Source organism: Sporosarcina sp. E16_8 (assembly GCF_017347095.1).
In the GTDB taxonomy this organism is placed as follows: domain Bacteria; phylum Bacillota; class Bacilli; order Bacillales_A; family Planococcaceae; genus Sporosarcina.
Genome location: NZ_JADPRZ010000002.1, coordinates 77,450 through 93,956, shown reverse-complemented (window position 1 = coordinate 93,956; position 16,507 = coordinate 77,450). Strand labels below are relative to the sequence as shown.

The 16,507-nt window shown below is 40.5% G+C and carries 19 protein-coding genes; 15 read left to right on the top strand and 4 right to left on the bottom strand.

Features of this window, described 5'->3' with window-relative positions; all coding sequences use genetic code 11:
- The first annotated feature begins 8 nt into the window (after window positions 1–8).
- The 5 genes from I2484_RS02200 to I2484_RS02180 all read left to right on the top strand — a co-directional run bounded on the left by I2484_RS02200 (window position 9) and on the right by I2484_RS02180 (window position 4,995).
- Window positions 9–365 carry a hypothetical protein gene (locus I2484_RS02200; RefSeq protein ID WP_207149387.1) on the top strand — a complete coding sequence of 119 codons (357 nt, stop codon included), beginning with the start codon at window positions 9–11 and terminating at the stop codon, window positions 363–365.
- The gene (locus I2484_RS02195; protein WP_207149386.1) at window positions 365–2,464 is read left to right on the top strand and encodes an SGNH/GDSL hydrolase family protein; all 2,100 of its coding nucleotides are present in this window, start codon (window positions 365–367) and stop codon (window positions 2,462–2,464) included. Before I2484_RS02200 ends, I2484_RS02195 begins: the two co-directional genes overlap by 1 nt.
- Window positions 2,465–2,468: 4 nt before the next feature.
- Window positions 2,469–2,660 (top strand): hypothetical protein, encoded by a 192-nt coding sequence (locus I2484_RS02190; RefSeq protein ID WP_207149385.1) that lies wholly within the window; start codon window positions 2,469–2,471, stop codon window positions 2,658–2,660.
- Window positions 2,661–2,797: 137 nt separating this feature from the next.
- Window positions 2,798–3,532, top strand: a complete 735-nt coding sequence (locus I2484_RS02185; RefSeq protein WP_207149384.1) for an SGNH/GDSL hydrolase family protein — start codon at window positions 2,798–2,800, stop codon at window positions 3,530–3,532.
- Window positions 3,533–3,558: 26 nt separating this feature from the next.
- The gene (locus I2484_RS02180; RefSeq protein ID WP_207149383.1) at window positions 3,559–4,995 is read left to right on the top strand and encodes a hypothetical protein; all 1,437 of its coding nucleotides are present in this window, start codon (window positions 3,559–3,561) and stop codon (window positions 4,993–4,995) included.
- A gap of 62 nt (window positions 4,996–5,057) precedes the next feature.
- Here I2484_RS02180 and I2484_RS02175 read toward each other — a convergent pair whose 3' ends face one another.
- Together I2484_RS02175 and I2484_RS02170 are read right to left on the bottom strand one after the other, a co-directional pair.
- A complete protein-coding gene (locus I2484_RS02175) occupies window positions 5,058–5,294 on the bottom strand; it encodes a hypothetical protein (RefSeq protein WP_207149382.1) in 237 nt (78 codons plus the stop codon).
- Window positions 5,291–5,548: a helix-turn-helix domain-containing protein gene (locus I2484_RS02170; protein ID WP_346014142.1), complete on the bottom strand. Its 258-nt coding sequence runs from the start codon at window positions 5,546–5,548 to the stop codon at window positions 5,291–5,293. The genes I2484_RS02175 and I2484_RS02170 overlap by 4 nt, the downstream gene beginning before the upstream one ends.
- Window positions 5,549–5,615: 67 nt before the next feature.
- On the opposite strand from I2484_RS02170, the gene xerA reads away from it, so the two are divergent.
- From xerA to I2484_RS02155, 3 genes are read left to right on the top strand one after another with little or no spacing between them, the layout of a single operon-like run.
- Complete coding sequence (gene xerA, locus I2484_RS02165) at window positions 5,616–6,608, top strand: site-specific tyrosine recombinase/integron integrase (RefSeq protein ID WP_207149380.1); 993 nt, start codon at window positions 5,616–5,618, stop codon at window positions 6,606–6,608.
- Window positions 6,609–6,661: 53 nt separating this feature from the next.
- Entirely contained in the window at window positions 6,662–7,168 is a 507-nt protein-coding gene (locus I2484_RS02160) for a phage holin family protein (RefSeq protein ID WP_346014148.1), read from the top strand.
- A complete protein-coding gene (locus I2484_RS02155; protein ID WP_207149378.1) occupies window positions 7,165–7,791 on the top strand; it encodes a M15 family metallopeptidase in 627 nt (208 codons plus the stop codon). Before I2484_RS02160 ends, I2484_RS02155 begins: the two co-directional genes overlap by 4 nt.
- A gap of 64 nt (window positions 7,792–7,855) precedes the next feature.
- Here the strand turns inward: I2484_RS02155 and I2484_RS02150 are convergent, their stop codons facing one another.
- Together I2484_RS02150 and I2484_RS02145 are read right to left on the bottom strand one after the other, a co-directional pair.
- A complete protein-coding gene (locus I2484_RS02150; protein ID WP_255551001.1) occupies window positions 7,856–8,413 on the bottom strand; it encodes a DUF5067 domain-containing protein in 558 nt (185 codons plus the stop codon).
- A gap of 79 nt (window positions 8,414–8,492) precedes the next feature.
- Entirely contained in the window at window positions 8,493–9,122 is a 630-nt protein-coding gene (locus I2484_RS02145) for a hypothetical protein (protein WP_207149377.1), read from the bottom strand.
- Window positions 9,123–9,486: 364 nt separating this feature from the next.
- On the opposite strand from I2484_RS02145, the gene I2484_RS02140 reads away from it, so the two are divergent.
- From I2484_RS02140 to I2484_RS02110, 7 genes are all read left to right on the top strand, one after another.
- Complete coding sequence (locus tag I2484_RS02140) at window positions 9,487–10,347, top strand: ParM/StbA family protein (RefSeq protein WP_255551000.1); 861 nt, start codon at window positions 9,487–9,489, stop codon at window positions 10,345–10,347.
- On the top strand, window positions 10,344–10,568 hold the full coding sequence (locus I2484_RS02135) for a hypothetical protein (protein ID WP_207149375.1): 225 nt from the start codon (window positions 10,344–10,346) through the stop codon (window positions 10,566–10,568). Before I2484_RS02140 ends, I2484_RS02135 begins: the two co-directional genes overlap by 4 nt.
- Window positions 10,569–10,583: 15 nt before the next feature.
- Entirely contained in the window at window positions 10,584–10,790 is a 207-nt protein-coding gene (locus tag I2484_RS02130) for a hypothetical protein (protein ID WP_207149374.1), read from the top strand.
- 418 nt (window positions 10,791–11,208) lie between these two features.
- A complete protein-coding gene (gene polA / locus I2484_RS02125; protein WP_207149373.1) occupies window positions 11,209–13,833 on the top strand; it encodes a DNA polymerase I in 2,625 nt (874 codons plus the stop codon).
- Between the two features lie 9 nt (window positions 13,834–13,842).
- On the top strand, window positions 13,843–14,715 hold the full coding sequence (gene mutM / locus I2484_RS02120) for a bifunctional DNA-formamidopyrimidine glycosylase/DNA-(apurinic or apyrimidinic site) lyase (RefSeq protein WP_207149372.1): 873 nt from the start codon (window positions 13,843–13,845) through the stop codon (window positions 14,713–14,715).
- A gap of 22 nt (window positions 14,716–14,737) precedes the next feature.
- The gene (gene coaE, locus I2484_RS02115; protein ID WP_207149371.1) at window positions 14,738–15,334 is read left to right on the top strand and encodes a dephospho-CoA kinase; all 597 of its coding nucleotides are present in this window, start codon (window positions 14,738–14,740) and stop codon (window positions 15,332–15,334) included.
- A 123-nt stretch (window positions 15,335–15,457) separates the two neighbouring features.
- A complete protein-coding gene (locus tag I2484_RS02110) occupies window positions 15,458–16,480 on the top strand; it encodes a glyceraldehyde-3-phosphate dehydrogenase (protein ID WP_207149370.1) in 1,023 nt (340 codons plus the stop codon).
- Window positions 16,481–16,507: the final 27 nt, after the last annotated feature.

Sequence of the window (16,507 nt, the reverse complement as noted above, 5' to 3'; positions counted from 1 at the left end):
GTGTTAAAATGGGCGCGACAGATAAAGAATTAGTACGAGCAAAGGGCGATCCTGCTCCACAGTATTTTAATCCACTGACGAATCGTTACGAAGTCATAACAGGTCGTGACGGAGCGAACATGTTTGTACAGATGGGTACGATTGCCGCTGAGTCGTGGCAGGGTAGTGCGAATGAGACGAAAGTATTTCCGAGTAATCGGTACGGTTTTTCCATTGTTAATGATGGAAATTCGGACGTATCATTTACCATTAACGGTAACACTCGCGTTGTTAAAAAATATGAATCATATAGCGCTTTATTCAGACCGTTCGTAGCTGTTGCAATCGTTACAACTAGCGCATATAGAGCGGAGGTGCTTGAATAATGGCGTGGGAATCAAATGGCGGTAAACAAGCTTTTGACGCAGCTAAAGAAGCGGAAATGATGGCATTCGCTGCGGAAAACGCGGCACAAGAAGCGGATAACGCAAGAATTTTAACAGTAGCAGCTACCGTTAACGCAAAAGTAGAAACGGACTATATCAAAGCTAGACGTCCACTGATTGAACAATCTATCACGGATGCAACGTCAGCTAAGACTAAATCAGACACGGCGGTACTGACTGCTAACACGGCGAAAACGACATCTGAAACGGTGCAATCACAGTTTAACAAAGTCGTGGCAGATGCAGGTGGAAACAATCCCGAGGTCGTTTTAGCGCGTGGTGGAGAGGTCAATTTGAACGTCCGATTGGATAAAGTTACTCAACAGTTGGCTGATACTACGCAGGAAATTACTGAAAATAAATCTCTCACAAAACGCAGTGCTATTGCAAATTACGGTATTCCTCGGACAGTGCGTAAGTTGTATGAAGGAAAATCAATAAGTGTTGTCGGGGTTGGTCACAGTTTAATGTATGGTTCAGGTGCCGGTGACAGCAGCTTAGGCTCACAAGTGCTTGTGAGAGATGCACTCAGAAAGAAATTCCCTAATTCGACAATCAACTGGCAAAATAGCGCAGTAGGTGGCACATCATCTACTCACTTAAAGGATAATTGGGGAACACTTGTCACTCCTTATGCGCCAGATTTAATTATTATCGGTCATGGTACGAATGACCAAAGCATGTCGAATGCAACAAGAGCTGCCAATTATGCATTCTTCGCTCAGAAAGCAGAAGAGTTAAATGCGGAAGTTTTATTGGTTACGGACTCAACAGTTCTGATGACTCCTAGTCCTTATGGGAATACACCAGACACTAATGTTGCTAGGCGTGAAGAAGTTTCAGAACAGACGAGAGAGTTTGCTAGAATGTATAAATTCGGCTTAGTAGACCCTCATCTAACTTGGAGAAAGTGGCTTACCGATAGAGGATTGACAGTTGATTCCACACTTTTGTTATATGACCACATCCACTTTAACGACTTAGGGCATAAAATGGTTGCTTATGAAATCTTAATGGCGTTCAATGCTACGACAGACGCGGCAAGGGAATTGGATGTTCGTTACGGCGGCAAGGGTTATGGCTTGTTTGGTAAGCACACACTTAGGGATTTAGCACATCAACAAAGTAACGTGGACGGATGGGGAATCTTCGACTTGGATAATCAGCTTGTCGATTGGGGTGGTCTTTGGTGGGTGCGCGATTATCTGACGCGACCGTTTAAAAAGGCAAAGTTGTATGGCACACAAGCTGTAACTGGTGACGAGCCGTATTTAAACAACTATCAAAAGAACTGGCACATCATTCCGAAGGATAAAGATTACATCGAATTAGAAGTAAGGAATGCTAAAAAAGTATGGTTCACCCTTTCAGGGGACAACACTACGCCCACTACTTTTCGGGTTTTAGTTAACGGTGTTGAAACGCACACCGTTCAGGCATCCGCTAATTCCAATCAACCAGTGGAGGTTAATTTTAAAGCGGATGGGCTTAAATTCTTCACGAAAGGAACTCATAAGATAAGGATTGAGCGAGTAGGAATGGTACCGATCACAAGTTATGTGGAGTTTCATGGTTTTTTAGTTAAATACTACGAGTCAAACGAAGCGGAAGTTTTTGGGGAGTCGATTAATAATAAACAAATTGTAACTGGAAATGTATCCTATCAAACGCAAGAAGTGACTTTGCGAACAAGGCAAGAGGCTAGTGATATCGGATTAAAAGCACCATTTGGATATTCGATTTTTGACGGTGGTTTTGTACAAATGGCAATTCGACAACCTGCTGTATTCTCCATTAATTTTTATGGGGATGTCTGTAAAGTCCGACTAAAAAATCTTGCCATTGATAATTACGTAATGATTTATATTGATGATATATTGAAAGCGTTTGTGAACCTTAAAGACGCTACTGTAGGAACTATACGCGTGCTTGAGTATACAGGGTTAGGTGTAGGGAAATTGCATAAGTTAGATGTGCTATCTATAAGCTCCGAAGTTAATTTGCAAGGATTTAGATTCTCAGATACGGTTGCGGGGTGATTATATGAGTAAATTTATTTTAGTTATGGATGATGTTGTTGAAGCGATTTTTGATAAAAGAGAACAAGGTCTAGGTATTGAAGATCAATTGATAGAAGTTAGTGTCATTCCCAAACTTGTACGTTTGGAAGGAAAGGATTTTTACTATTATTGGAATGACTCGGAAGTTGAAATCAGATACACTGATAAACCGTAGAACCATGGCTGATAATAAAGTATGTTACCCAAAATGTTGTTTTTGGGGCTATTAAAAAAGTTATATATCTATATACATGTTAGTATTTAGATGCTGATGATATAATAGACACAAAAAACAGTATGGAGGAAATTAATTTGTTTAAAAGGAAATTGTTCCAGATATTCCTGGTGCTAGTTGTTACGGTATTGATTTTTTTTACTTATAATAATTTTATTGGCACTAGTAAAGAAGAAAACACGTATTCAGGAAAAGATTGGTTGGCAATAGGGGACTCAATAACGGCATTTGAAAAATATCAAAAGACCGTCAAGAAGATTGTTGGTTTTGATAAGGTAACAATTGATGGCGTTGGTGGTAGCACTTTAGCTTCGTCGGGTAAAGGAGATAAAACATCGATAGTTTATAGAGTGCAACACATGGATGTAAGCCACGATGTTATAACAATTTTCGGCGGGACAAATGACTGGGGTAACGTTCCTGCGCGACCATTAGGTAAGATGGGTGACACTGATGAGAATACTGTATACGGAGCTATTGAAAGCATTATTAAATCAATATTGAGGAAGAATCCTGAAGCAAGACTTATTTTTATCACACCATTACAAAGAGACTTTAAAGAAGAAACAGATGAAGTGGTGCATGGTTGGAGTCAAACCACAACTAATGAAATGGAATATAGGCTTGAGGACGTTGTTTCTGCAATAAATGAGGTATGTTCAAAATACTCTATACCAGTGCTAGATCTGTACCATAATTCAGGAATTACTATGTATAACTTTGATTATATGACAAAAGATGGATTGCATCCTAATAATAAAGGTATGAAAAGAATCGGAGAACAAATAGGATCATTCATTAATGGTATGTAACATTATAATTTAGACTGGAGTTTGAAATGAACATTTTAAGTGATAAATTAATAACTGCAAAAACATCAGTATATATAATTACCCCAATATTATTAGTGTTAGTAGGTTTTTTCCCGGTTTATAGTGTTTTAGCATTGGTTTTTGCAATGTCTTTATGGATCACTTTAGCTTATATATTAAAAGGAAACGCCAAAAGCGTATATTTCATTTTCTTAATTTCAATATTTCAAAACTTTGTAACAATAATTTTAATGGGCCCTTTCAATATATCCGCTGCTTATTATTTACAGTATTATAAAGAGTTCTTTTTAATTATATTAATCGCTTATCTATTTCTATTTAAAAGTAGAAGAATGGCAAAGTTTAATCCGATTGACCTAATATCGATTCTAATTATTTTCTACTTGATCGCTGTCTCATTTTGGATTTCTGATGGTAGTTTATTTGGTAAAATGGCGTCATTAAGACAAATAATAATCCCATTTTTATTTTATTTATTAGGCAAGCACATTGTCATGGGTACTACTGATTTAAAAAAATTCACAAATAAAATAATAGGTGTAGGTATTTTGATGGTAGCATTCGGTATATTTGAAGGTTATATATACCCGACATTCTGGCAAGATATGAAGGTAATAAACTTTTTCTTAGCTCGACGAGGTGAGGAGTTATTAACTTTCATTTTTGGAGTACCGTTATCTTTCTACACCCATGATTTTCAAAATATTGTTGGTGGTCCAGTTAGAAGAATAGCTTCATTTGTTGCAAACCCGCCAGTTTTAGGACATGTTCTAGGATTTTTGATTGTATTTCTGCTATTTAGCAGAAAAGAATTAAACGGGAAAAAATTAACAATATTATTTTTATCTATGGGATTATTGCTTACATTAGGAAAGGGGGGTCTCCTTACAGTACTAGTCGGAGCAGTTTTTTACTTACTTTTCGTTATAAGAAAACCTCTAGTAACATACTTCTTAGGGGGCGTTTTCACAATTGGGGTCATTATGTATCTAAAGGTAGTATTTGAACATCAATTATCTGGAGCAAAGCATGTTGCAGGGTTTACAGATAATATTATTGTCGCATTAGAGCATCCTTTTGGAGCAGGTTTGGGTACTTCCGGAAACTTATCGGAACTATATAATCAATCCGCAACTATTGGTTCAGGGGAAAGTTTTGCTGGTTTAGTAATGGGGCAATTGGGGATAATTGGTTTTATCTTCTTTTCATTATTTTTTATCTTTATCATGCTAAATCTACTACGCATAATGAAAAGTTTTAAAAGTGACAGGTTCCTTTATACATTTACAGGCGCATTGTTTTCTATAGTATGTGCAATCTTTGTTGGAGGAATTGTTACTGAATCGGCAATATCTTATACTAGTGCTGGTATACCATTGTTTTTAAGTAGCGTAGTTATTAATAATTATAAGAAATTAAAAGAAGAAGTAACTGTTAGATAGTAGGACCATACTTCTGAACATTGCATTATGCAAGTATAGGGCAAAAAGAAAGAGCTTACGGATCATACCGTAGGCTCTTTCATATTGAAAAAAGTCTCATCTCTCGTATCTAAGTAGTAAATAATATGATCTTCTAACGTTGGTTCATCTTCACCTAGTTGTTCCATTTCGACTATCCAGTCGTCGTAAGTAATGGCAATCGACTTTTTAATAATGTCGTTGTGAATCCATTGTTTAGCTAATGGCCATTCATCCGAAAGTTGTTCCAGGAAATATGTTACGCCTTCAATTGCGGTCATTTAATCGACTCCTTTTCTAATATCAGAATATCGCTTATTTCACATTCTAGAACCTCACAAACGGCTGCTAGATTATTCAGTGGTAGTCGTTGCGTTTGGTTCCTACACATCTCATTTATTGATGGTTGCCTAATTCCGGTCCTGCGAGAAAGTTCGTGTTGCGACATCCCTTTCTCAATTAATAGTTCTCCTAATATGATATTGATTCGCAAGAATTTATCCCTCCTAAATACAAGATACGTTAAAGGTATCACTTTATGCTTGATACGTAAAGAGTATTAGTGTATGATACGTTTAACGTATTGAAAAGGAGAGATTAATATGATGCAAGATACAAGTCGCTTATCAAGTGAGTTAATTTCGGTAGCCAGTACCCTATTCCCGGATGTTGATTTAATCAAGTTAGAAATCCGATTAGAGGAAGTGTTAGTGAACTATCAGATCCACAGAAAGACTGAGATTGAATCTGAACAAGATTTGCCTGAAAAAGTAGAGCTGTTTCTATCGGCTAAAAGATTAGAAGGGTATAGCGATAAGACTCTGAAAGACTACGCCATTGAACTAAGACTGTTTCATGCGTTCGTGGACAAGCCTACTGTCAACATCACCACTATTGATATTCGAAATTATTTGTCATCTAACAAAAATATCAAGACAAGCACTGTCGGAAAAAAGCTGTTCGTGATTCGTAGTCTTTTCAATTGGCTTGTGCAGGAAGAACTCTTATTGCGTAATCCATCCAAAAAGATTAAAGCTCCTAAGCTACCTAAACGAATTTCGAAGGGTTTATCTACTGAAGACTTGGAAATGGTTAGAGAAGCTTGTGGAAGTCTGAGAGAAAGAGCTATTGTGGAGGTTTTGTATTCGACAGGCTGTCGGTTATCCGAATTGGCGGATATGGTTAGGGATGATGTCGATATGCAGTCAATGAGTGCATCCGTAATTGGTAAAGGTGACAAAGAACGAATTGTATACCTATCATATAAAGCGTTCTATCATTTGAAAAAGTATCTTGATAGTCGAGAAGATGATTGCCCGTCGCTATTCGTGACAGAAAGAAAACCGTATAGAGGGATGGTTGGAGCTACGATTCAGAGAGAGATCCGGCAAATTGAGCAAAGGACTAGTTTATCCAAAAAATTCACACCACACACGTTGCGTCACACGCTTGCGACAAACATGTTAAACAACGGAGCCGACATCACGGAAGTACAAATTATACTTGGGCATGAATCAATAGGGACAACCCAAGTTTATGCCCAAGTGTCCGAGGAGCGAAAGAAAGAAGCGCACAGAAAATATCATGTTCAGTGAGGACGTCCACACCAGGGCGTTCTTTTTCTTTACTCAAAAATAAGGGGTGGGTAATCATAGGAGTTTTAAATTTAGACATCGTGCATATGTATTTGTTTGGTGGAGTTAAGTATCTACATTTACTGTTGCTGCTAATGGCACTGGATGTTATCACAGGATTATTTAAGGCATCAAAGAATCAAAACTTGTGGAGTCGGAAAAGCTTATTCGGCTATGCTCGTAAACTGTTGGTGTTGGTCATGATTATATTGGCTAACGTGATTGACGTGGTATTAAGTTTGGATGGAGTTCTTACGTTTGCGACGTTGCTTTTCTATCTAGCGAATGAGGGGTTGTCAATCATCGAAAACATGGCGGAGTTAGGTGTATTGGTTCCTGCTGGACTAGCAGAAAAGTTGAAGGTTATCGAGTCTAGTAATCAGTCTTTTTCAGAAGAAATTCGGGAAGAATTGATTGGTTCGAAAGTAGATCGTCAATTAAATGAGGCTAGGATTGATAATGCAATCAGCGCTAAGGTTGATGAACTGATAGATAAATCCAATGAGGAGGGAAGACAATGAATGTAACCTCCACATGTAGAGACTTAAACGAATTACACCCAACTGCCCAAACAGCTTGTAGGCTGTTTCTGCAGGAGTGCGAAAAAGCAGGAGTCAAAGTATTCATTACAGAAACACACCGTCCACAGGCGCGGCAGAACTATCTATATGAGCAAGGGCGAAGTCGTCCTGGTCAAGTTGTGACATGGACGAAAAACAGTAATCACATGACACGTTTAGCATGGGACATTGCGGTCAGTCCTCCTGTCGCACTGTATGATACGGCCACACTTATCAAAGCAGGAGCGATTGCTCGGAAACTCGGTATCACATGGGGTGGGGATTGGGTAGGCACTGTTGACCGTCCACATTTTGAGGTTAAGCCGAATTGGAAAGCGCCTGCAGGTATTGTTGCACATGATGTGCCTATAAAGGAGGATGACGAGTTGAAATTTTCAAGCCCAACTTTAAAAACGGAAACTGAAACATCTTTACTGAGCAAAGCGCACCGACAGATCATTGTAGCTGCTGCTGTGAAGGCAGGTGCTCATGCATCATGGGATGACAAGTTAGCGTATGGCACAATTACAGATGCGGATGTATTGGGGTTAGCGGTTAAATACACTGTAGCAGTAAATAAGTAAGAACAAAAAAAGCGGCTTCCCACAGATTTGATTGTGGAAGACCGCTTTTTTTATTTGCCATTTATTACTTCACTTCATAATCTTGTCGCCCTAATTCGTCACCATCATATCCTTGATTGGCAACTAACGTGACTGGAGTTTCTAAATCATCCAACTCGTAAGCGACAGCATTTTCTACAGTACCGTCCTTTTTGATTGTTTCTAACTGCGAATCTAAAAACCTGTCATCAGGTGATGAAGTGATTCCTAATTCATTAATGGCATTTGGATTGTTGTCTTGAATAACTGTAAATACAGCTATCCAAGCCGTAGTTGGATCGATGTCTTTATCGCTTAAGTTTGTTGTACTGTACCAGATTGCCAATACTGGATTTTCTCCATATTCGTTACCTTCTTCTCCTACTTTGATTACTTTTGTTTCTTTAATATTTATTTTTAAATCTTCCAATTTTGCTTCGTTGTCTCTAAAATAAACATCTTTACTTTTTCCTGCACTTGTTTTGTCGGAAGAAACGGGTGTTTGATTATCTTCTTTTGGCGTGTTATCCTTCACGCTATCATCTCCACAGCCCGCTAATACAAGGGCCATTGATAACATTAGTAATCCAATAAGTTTTTTCAATTTACATTCCTCCAATATTATCTGTTAGTTCTATCGTACTGCATTGTGGATAAAGTGGCAATATGTGGACGGCGAGCCCTTACCTTTTCCAATTATTAACGATGAAATCTGATACAGTATCTTGAACCTTTTCAGCGTGAACTTTAACTTCCTCTACCATATAGGAAAGTAATCGCGCCCACGAAATCGTTTCATCATACGGATTGTTCGCATTCACATATTTGAGTACCTTTTTCAATTCACCCATCCGATGTTCATCTATATATTTTTTTAGATATTCTTCCACAAAGTCGTTCACGAAATCAACATCTCGAATGCTGGCATCAAGTAACAAAGCGCAAGCCCGCGACGTGGTACAGTCCAGCGCATAGGCGAGAGTGTGGATGGATTCATAAGTTTGCCCTCGGAATCTGATCGATATACGTTCGGACCGACCGGCCGCGGTTCTTTTTTTAACTGGAGCACGATCCATATCGCCCATGTACAGCGTGTTGTCCACTCTCACGTCTCTTCGAAAGTTTTGGGACAAGTAGCTGATAACTTTCTTGCGACCGATACCACTGACGCAAACAGCTTCAGCAACATCCTTTACTGGGGTGTCAGTAATGTACGATAAACGAAAAATACATTCCCGTAATTCTTTCGAAATCGTCGGCTGGATCTCTCTTTTTTTATCGGACCTCACCTTTCTACCCTTCCCCACTTCCATAACGATCCTCCTAATCTCAATTTAGTCCCGCGACAGTGCCATAGTTTAGCGGCTATAAACTCAATGTATGAACGGTGGGGGAGTGGTATGTATATATTTTCGTAAGCCTGGCCAGACTCCACTATATAGAGGAGAGTGGCTCAAATGACGAAAGAAGAAGCGGCAGAACTGGCTCGGAAGATAGTGGAAAGTGGACGGAAACACGGAATACCCGCTAAAAAGAAACCAAAGAAATGAACCGGGCGTAAATTGTCTGGTTCTTTTTTTCGTCCGCATACATATCCTTTACTACAAGCGTAATAAAAGCTCTCGGGAATCCTCCCGAATTTACTACATGCGTAATAAAACTTGTGGAGGGAATCATTTGAGTAATTTAATATTGGGGATTGACGCAGGGAATCATCGGGGCAAGGTTGTCGGGCCATTCGGGATTGATTCATATCGTACAGCTATTTGCGATTGGTTTGAGCGCGACATCGTGGAGTCGTTTGCGGATGATGACATGGAGTTTTGCATCGGTGGAAGAAAAGGATTTGCGGGGACTATCGCGGTATACGAAGATATCTATGGTGGAGCATCCATGTACGGGGACAGCAAAGCGCACGACGATACATTGATCCGCGTACTGTTGGCAGTCTATCGCTATATTAATAAGTATTGTCCAGGGACAGAAAACGTCCGCTTAGTTACTGGGCAGCCTATTGTTAGTCACAAGGATTCGGAAAAAAAGAAGATTCAAGAGATGCTGATTGGTCATCATGTTTTCACTGTGAATGGCAAACAGCAGTCTATCCACATTCAAGATGTCAGAGTAGCGGCAGAAGGTTCAGGAGCGTTTTGGAGTAGTCCGCAGATGGGGACAGTACGAATCATTGACATTGGAAGCGGCACCGTCAACGTGGCGACTATCATAGATAAAAGGCATATCAACAACGCTTCTGATACGTTTAATTTCGGAATGGAAACGGTCACGAATAAAGATGATTTAGCAAGTGTGGCTATGGGTATCGTGCGCTCGACAACAAAGTTTAAATGGAGCAAGAATGATGCTGTATATCTTTGTGGAGGGATAGCGGTGGAAATGTTGCCGCACATCATAACGCACTATCCAAATGCGCGCTTAATGCAGCCAATGCTAAATGATGATGGACGTGTAACGATTGCGGATCCTGTTTTCGCAAATGCAATTGGTTTTTATAAATTGGCCCGTGGTGCATTTAAATGAAAGGTAGGAAAACAAAATCGATTAGTTTTGATTTAACGGATGAATATGAAGTGAAGTTGCTGAAATATGCAGAGAGTAAAGAAGATAAGGGAAAGTTTAGTCGTTACATTAAACGATTGATTGCACAAGATCGCGATGGTGGTGCGAGGGTGTATTCGGCTCCAGTGGTAGTTGAGCAGGAGGACAATGGCGATGATGATTTAATGGATGGGTATTTATAAAAAGGGGGAATTTAGATGACATATACAATCTGTAAGCATCGGAAATATCGGGGCGGGGATGTATTTGATTCAAGTGTTAAGGTAAATTCATTGGATGCTGTTTTGGATTTTGTGGAACGGGATAGGTTTGAAGGGGAAGATTACAAAGCAATTGAACGTGGTGAGGTTGGACATTATTTCGCGGACGGTGTGGAGTTCGTTTATCAGATTGTGGTTAAATAAAAAAGAGGGAGCAGTTACGCTTCCCTCAATTAGCGGCATACTTATTGGCATACAATTCATTAATATTAATCGAAAATATCTGCATCCTACTTAAGATAAATCGTTACTATTGCTGACTTTTAACAAGTATTTGTTATAGGTAATAATGAACGATGCGACTCCCGCCGTCTCCCCCGATACTTATTAATTCAAAAACAGCCACCTTCTATATAAGAAGGTGGCTGATGACTACTTGTTTGGTTATACTTAAATGACTGCAGCTGTTGTTTAAGTTGCTCTGAAAACGTGTAGAAGTTAGTAAGTAATATACTTGTAATATACAAAATGCTTTACGAACCCTTTAAACACCGAATAGCTAACTTGCCCCCGTGGTAAGATGAATGAAGATGACGTTTTTTTGAATGGGAGTGGAATGTACATGACGACAAAGAAAATTGTATTACTCGATGGAAACAGTCTTGCATACCGAGCATTTTTTGCATTGCCTTTATTAACAAATGATAACGGGATCCATACCAATGCGGTATATGGCTTCACAATGATGCTACAAAACATCCTTGAGGATGAAAAACCTACGCATATTCTTGTGGCTTGGGATGCTGGAAAAACAACATTTAGGCATAAAACATACGGAGAATATAAAGGTGGGCGTCAGAAAACTCCACATGAATTATCGGAGCAATTTCCATATTTGCGCAAGTTACTTGAAGCATACAATATCCCCCAGTACGAACTGGATCAGTACGAAGCGGATGATATCATCGGCACGCTTAGTAAAGCGGGAGATGCAGACGGTTCCGAAATCGTTGTCATTTCAGGGGATAAGGATTTAACGCAACTTGCCAGTAACCATACGACGGTGTTCATCACCCGAAAAGGGATGACGGATATTGAGAAATACACGCCTGAACACATCATGGAGAAATACGGCATAGAGCCCCATCAAATTATTGATATGAAAGGATTAATGGGTGATGCATCCGATAATATTCCTGGCGTTCCTGGAGTCGGGGAGAAGACTGCGCTCAAATTGCTAATCGAATACGGTTCGATTGAAAATGTGTACAAATCTCTTGCTAACATTACTGCTAAAAAACTGAATCAGAATTTGACGGAAAATGAAGCGCAAGCGTTCATGAGCAAAGATCTTGCGACAATTGAAGTGAATGCACCAATCACGGTTTCCATAAATGATTTAGCGTATGACGGACCTGATATGGATGAAGTGTCGAGTATTTATCGGGAGTTGAAATTTAAGACACTCCTCGATAAAATTACTCCCCAAGCAGCTGAGGAACCGAAAGAAGCGATTGAAGTCACGATTGTTTCTGAGCTTTCGGATAAGTATTTATCAAACGAAATGGCAATCCATGTTGAAATGATGGATGAAAACTATTTAACTGCAGAGATTTTGGGCATTAGTTTGGTGGATGAAAAAAACATCCTATTTATCCCACTTGAAGTCGCAAAGGCATCGACGCCGTTTAAAAACTGGCTACAAAATACGGACAAGCTAAAATACTCGTCCGATTCGAAAGCGGCTAGTGCATCACTAGCGCGTCAAGGCCTCGAAGCAGAAGGTTTCCAGTTTGACCTGTTACTTGCAACCTATATCGTCAATCCTTCGACGACTTATACAGATGTAGCTTCTATTACAAGAGAGTTCGGTTACACGGAAGTCGAACAGGATGAAGTGGTTTATGGAAAAGGTGCTAAGAAAGCAATACCGACTGAAGAAGTAATTGCAGACCACGCAGGGCGGAAAGCGCTGGCGATTTGGAAATTGCATGCTGAGATCGAAGAAAAATTACAAGATAATGATCAATATGATCTATACCATGAACTCGAGTTACCGCTCGCGGCGATTCTTGCGAAAATGGAAACGACTGGTGTTAAGACCGACCGGGAGACGCTTCTGACAATTGGAACGGAATTGTCTGCTAAACTGGCCACACTTGAAACAACTATTTATGAAATTGCAGGAGAAAAGTTCAACATTAATTCGCCTAAACAGCTCGGTGTCATCCTTTTTGAGAAAATCGGACTTACTCCAATTAAAAAGACGAAAACGGGCTATTCGACTGCGGCGGACGTGCTTGAGAAGCTTGAAAGCGAACATGAAATTATTAGCCACATATTGAACTATCGCCAACTCGGTAAATTGAACTCGACGTATATCGAGGGACTATTGAAAGAAATTCACGAGGATGGCAAGATTCATACCCGTTTCCAGCAAGCGCTCACGACGACAGGACGACTTAGCTCCATCAATCCCAATTTGCAGAACATACCAGTACGGCTTGAAGAGGGTAGAAAGATTCGTGCGGCGTTCGTTCCATCCGAACCGGGCTGGTATCTATTTGCAGCGGACTATTCTCAAATTGAATTGCGTGTGCTCGCACATATGTCGCAGGACGAAAAACTGATTGAAGCTTTCCGTGCAGGTGCAGATATTCACACGAAGACAGCAATGGACGTTTTCGGTGTTGATGAAGATTCAGTGACGTCAGACATGCGTCGAGCAGCCAAAGCGGTCAACTTTGGAATTGTCTACGGGATAAGCGATTACGGACTTTCGCAAAACTTGGATATTTCGCGGAAAGACGCAGCGCAATTCATCGATACTTATCTTGGTAGTTTTCCAGGAGTCAAACAGTATATGAGCGATATTGTTGCAGAAGCGAAAAGGAAAGGCTATGTGACGACGCTTATGAACCGCAGACGGTATTTGCCGGAAATTACAAGTTCGAATTTTAACTTGAGAAGTTTTGCGGAACGGACAGCTATGAATACACCGATTCAAGGAAGTGCGGCCGATATTATTAAAAAAGCAATGATTGAAATGGCTAATAGGCTAGAAGTTGAAGGGATGCAGACACGTATGCTCCTACAAGTGCATGATGAATTGATCTTTGAAGCACCAGAAGAGGAAATTGAGAAACTAAAAGTAATCGTACCTGAAGTGATGGAGTCAGCTCTTGCGCTTGACGTGCCATTGAAAGTTGAGTGGGCATTCGGATTATCTTGGTACGATACGAAGTGAGGGGATAAAATGCCTGAACTACCAGAAGTAGAAGGGGTCGTCCGTGCACTCGCACCTATTGCGATTGGAAGGACGATTAAGAATGTAACCGTTTCAGATACGGTTATCAAATCAAAACAGCTAGGTAAAGAAGCTGTGATAAAAGGAATTACAACCGAAGACTTTATAGTAGATATGGCTGGAATGACGATTAATAATGTCACGCGGCGCAGTAAATACATTTACTTTCATTTAATGAAAGATGGTAATACCTGCCTTCTTGTCAGTCATCTTGGGATGACAGGTGCGTGGTTCACCGTTGAAAATGTCGGTGACATCACGGAAATGAAGTTCCGCAATCATGTTCACGTTGTTTTTACGCTGGAAGGCGGGGGACTGCTGGTTTATTCGGACATTCGTCGTTTTGGAGAATTACGGCTTCTTGGCTGTGAAGCGGATCATCCACCTTTATTGAAAATGGCTCCTGAACCGTTCGCTGCTGAAGCGCGTAATCATTTCCTTGAGTTGGCAGCTACGCCGAAATATGCGCGAAAACCAATCAAAGAAGTCATTATGGATGGGCATGTACTGTCTGGATGTGGGAATATTTATGCGACGGAAGCAATCTATAAGATGAAGATCCATCCCGGAAGGACTGCGGAGCGGATTAGTCTAAAAAGAAAAAACGAATTATTTGATGTGATTGTGGCTATCTTACAGGAAAGTATTGATGCGGGTGGCAGCTCCATTTCTGATTACCGAAATATTAATGGGGAAGCAGGCACGATGCAGGATCGACTTAAAATGTACGGCAGAAAGGTTTGTCCTGCTTGCTGCTCTGCCACGGAAAGTGTGAAAATTGCAGGTAGGACCTCCGTATATTGTCCGGCATGCCAGAAATGATTGCTGAAGGGCTGTGTGAGCTATGATTATCGGTTTAACAGGTAGTATTGCAAGTGGGAAAAGTACTGTGTCCAAAATGTTGAAAAAAAAGGGTTTTCCAATTGTAGATGCAGATGAAATTGCACGACTTGTTGTCGAACCTGGCAGTCCGGTTCTACTAGAAATCAGCGGCGCATTTGGACAGGGGATTTTACGCGCGGATGGATCGCTTGACCGAGAAAAACTCGGGCGACGTATATTCGGCAATGTAGAAGAGCGCCAAAAGTTGAATGGCATCATTCATCCTGCCATAAGGCAAGAGATGCTGAGGCAAAAAGAGCAATGGATTTCAAAGGGGTCAAATACGGTCATCATGGACATCCCGTTGTTGTTTGAAAGTAAGTTGCAATCATTCGTGGATAAAATTATTGTCGTGTCCGTCACACCTGAAATACAAAAAGAACGTCTCATTGCGAGGAATGTGTTATCGGAAGAAGAAGCGGATGCACGAATTCGTTCTCAGCTACCAATCAAAGTGAAGGAACTGAGTGCGGACGCGGTTTTACACAATAATGGCCTGATAGAGGAGACGGAAAGTCAGCTGACTGAAGTGCTTTCTGAATGGAATGCAGAGCCCTGATATGATTCTGAAAAGTGGGACATTCTAATTAACCATAGTAAATCTTTGTTTTAGCGTAATATGTGTTATACTAATGACGGGTATTAGTTGAAAAGTATAACATACATACAGGAGGATCTTTATATGACTACTTCTATTGCGATAAACGGGTTTGGACGAATTGGACGAATGGTATTCCGTCAAATGATTACAGAAGAAGATGTAACGATCGTTGCGATCAACGCAATGTATTCATCAGAAACACTCGCTCATCTTATAAAGTACGATACGAATCACGGTATATTTGATGGCGAAGTGATTGCGGAAGAAAATGCGATTGTCGTCAACGGGAAACGAGTGCAAATCGTCTCTGACCGTGATCCGCTTAACCTTCCTTGGAGAAAGCTGAATGTCGATATTGTCATTGAAGCGACTGGTAAGTTTAATTCACGTGACAAAGCGGCACTTCACCTTGAAGCTGGCGCAAAAAAAGTCATTATATCGGCACCTGGTAAAAATGAAGATATCACCATTGTTTTAGGTGTAAACGATGATAAATTAGATATCGAAAAACATGACATTATTTCGAATGCAAGCTGTACAACGAACTGCCTTGCTCCTGTAGCTAAAGTATTAAATGATACATTTGGTATCGACAACGGATTAATGACAACGATTCATGCGTATACGAATGACCAAAAGAACTTGGATAATCCCCATAAAGACCTTAGACGTGCACGTGCGTGCGGACAATCTATCATCCCGACATCCACTGGGGCCGCGAAAGCGTTGGCACTTGTGCTTCCAGAGTTGGAAGGGAAGATTCACGGAATGTCACTTCGTATACCGACGCCGAATGTTTCACTTGTAGACTTAGTGGTAGATTTGAAGCAAGACGTTACGGTGGAGATGGTAAACGATGCATTCAAGAGGGCTTCTGAAGGGGCAATGGCAGGCATTCTCCGTTTCTCGACAGAACCACTTGTATCCATCGATTACAATACGACAACGGACTCAGCAATCATTGACGGTCTATCAACAATCGTTATGGCAGATCGCAAAGTGAAAGTACTTGCGTGGTACGATAATGAGTGGGGCTATTCTGCACGCGTCGTCGGTTTGACAAAGAAAGTCGCTGCAGCTTTGAAAACAAAAGAACTTGCGTAATTGTGAATAGAGAGCGTCCCTAAAGTC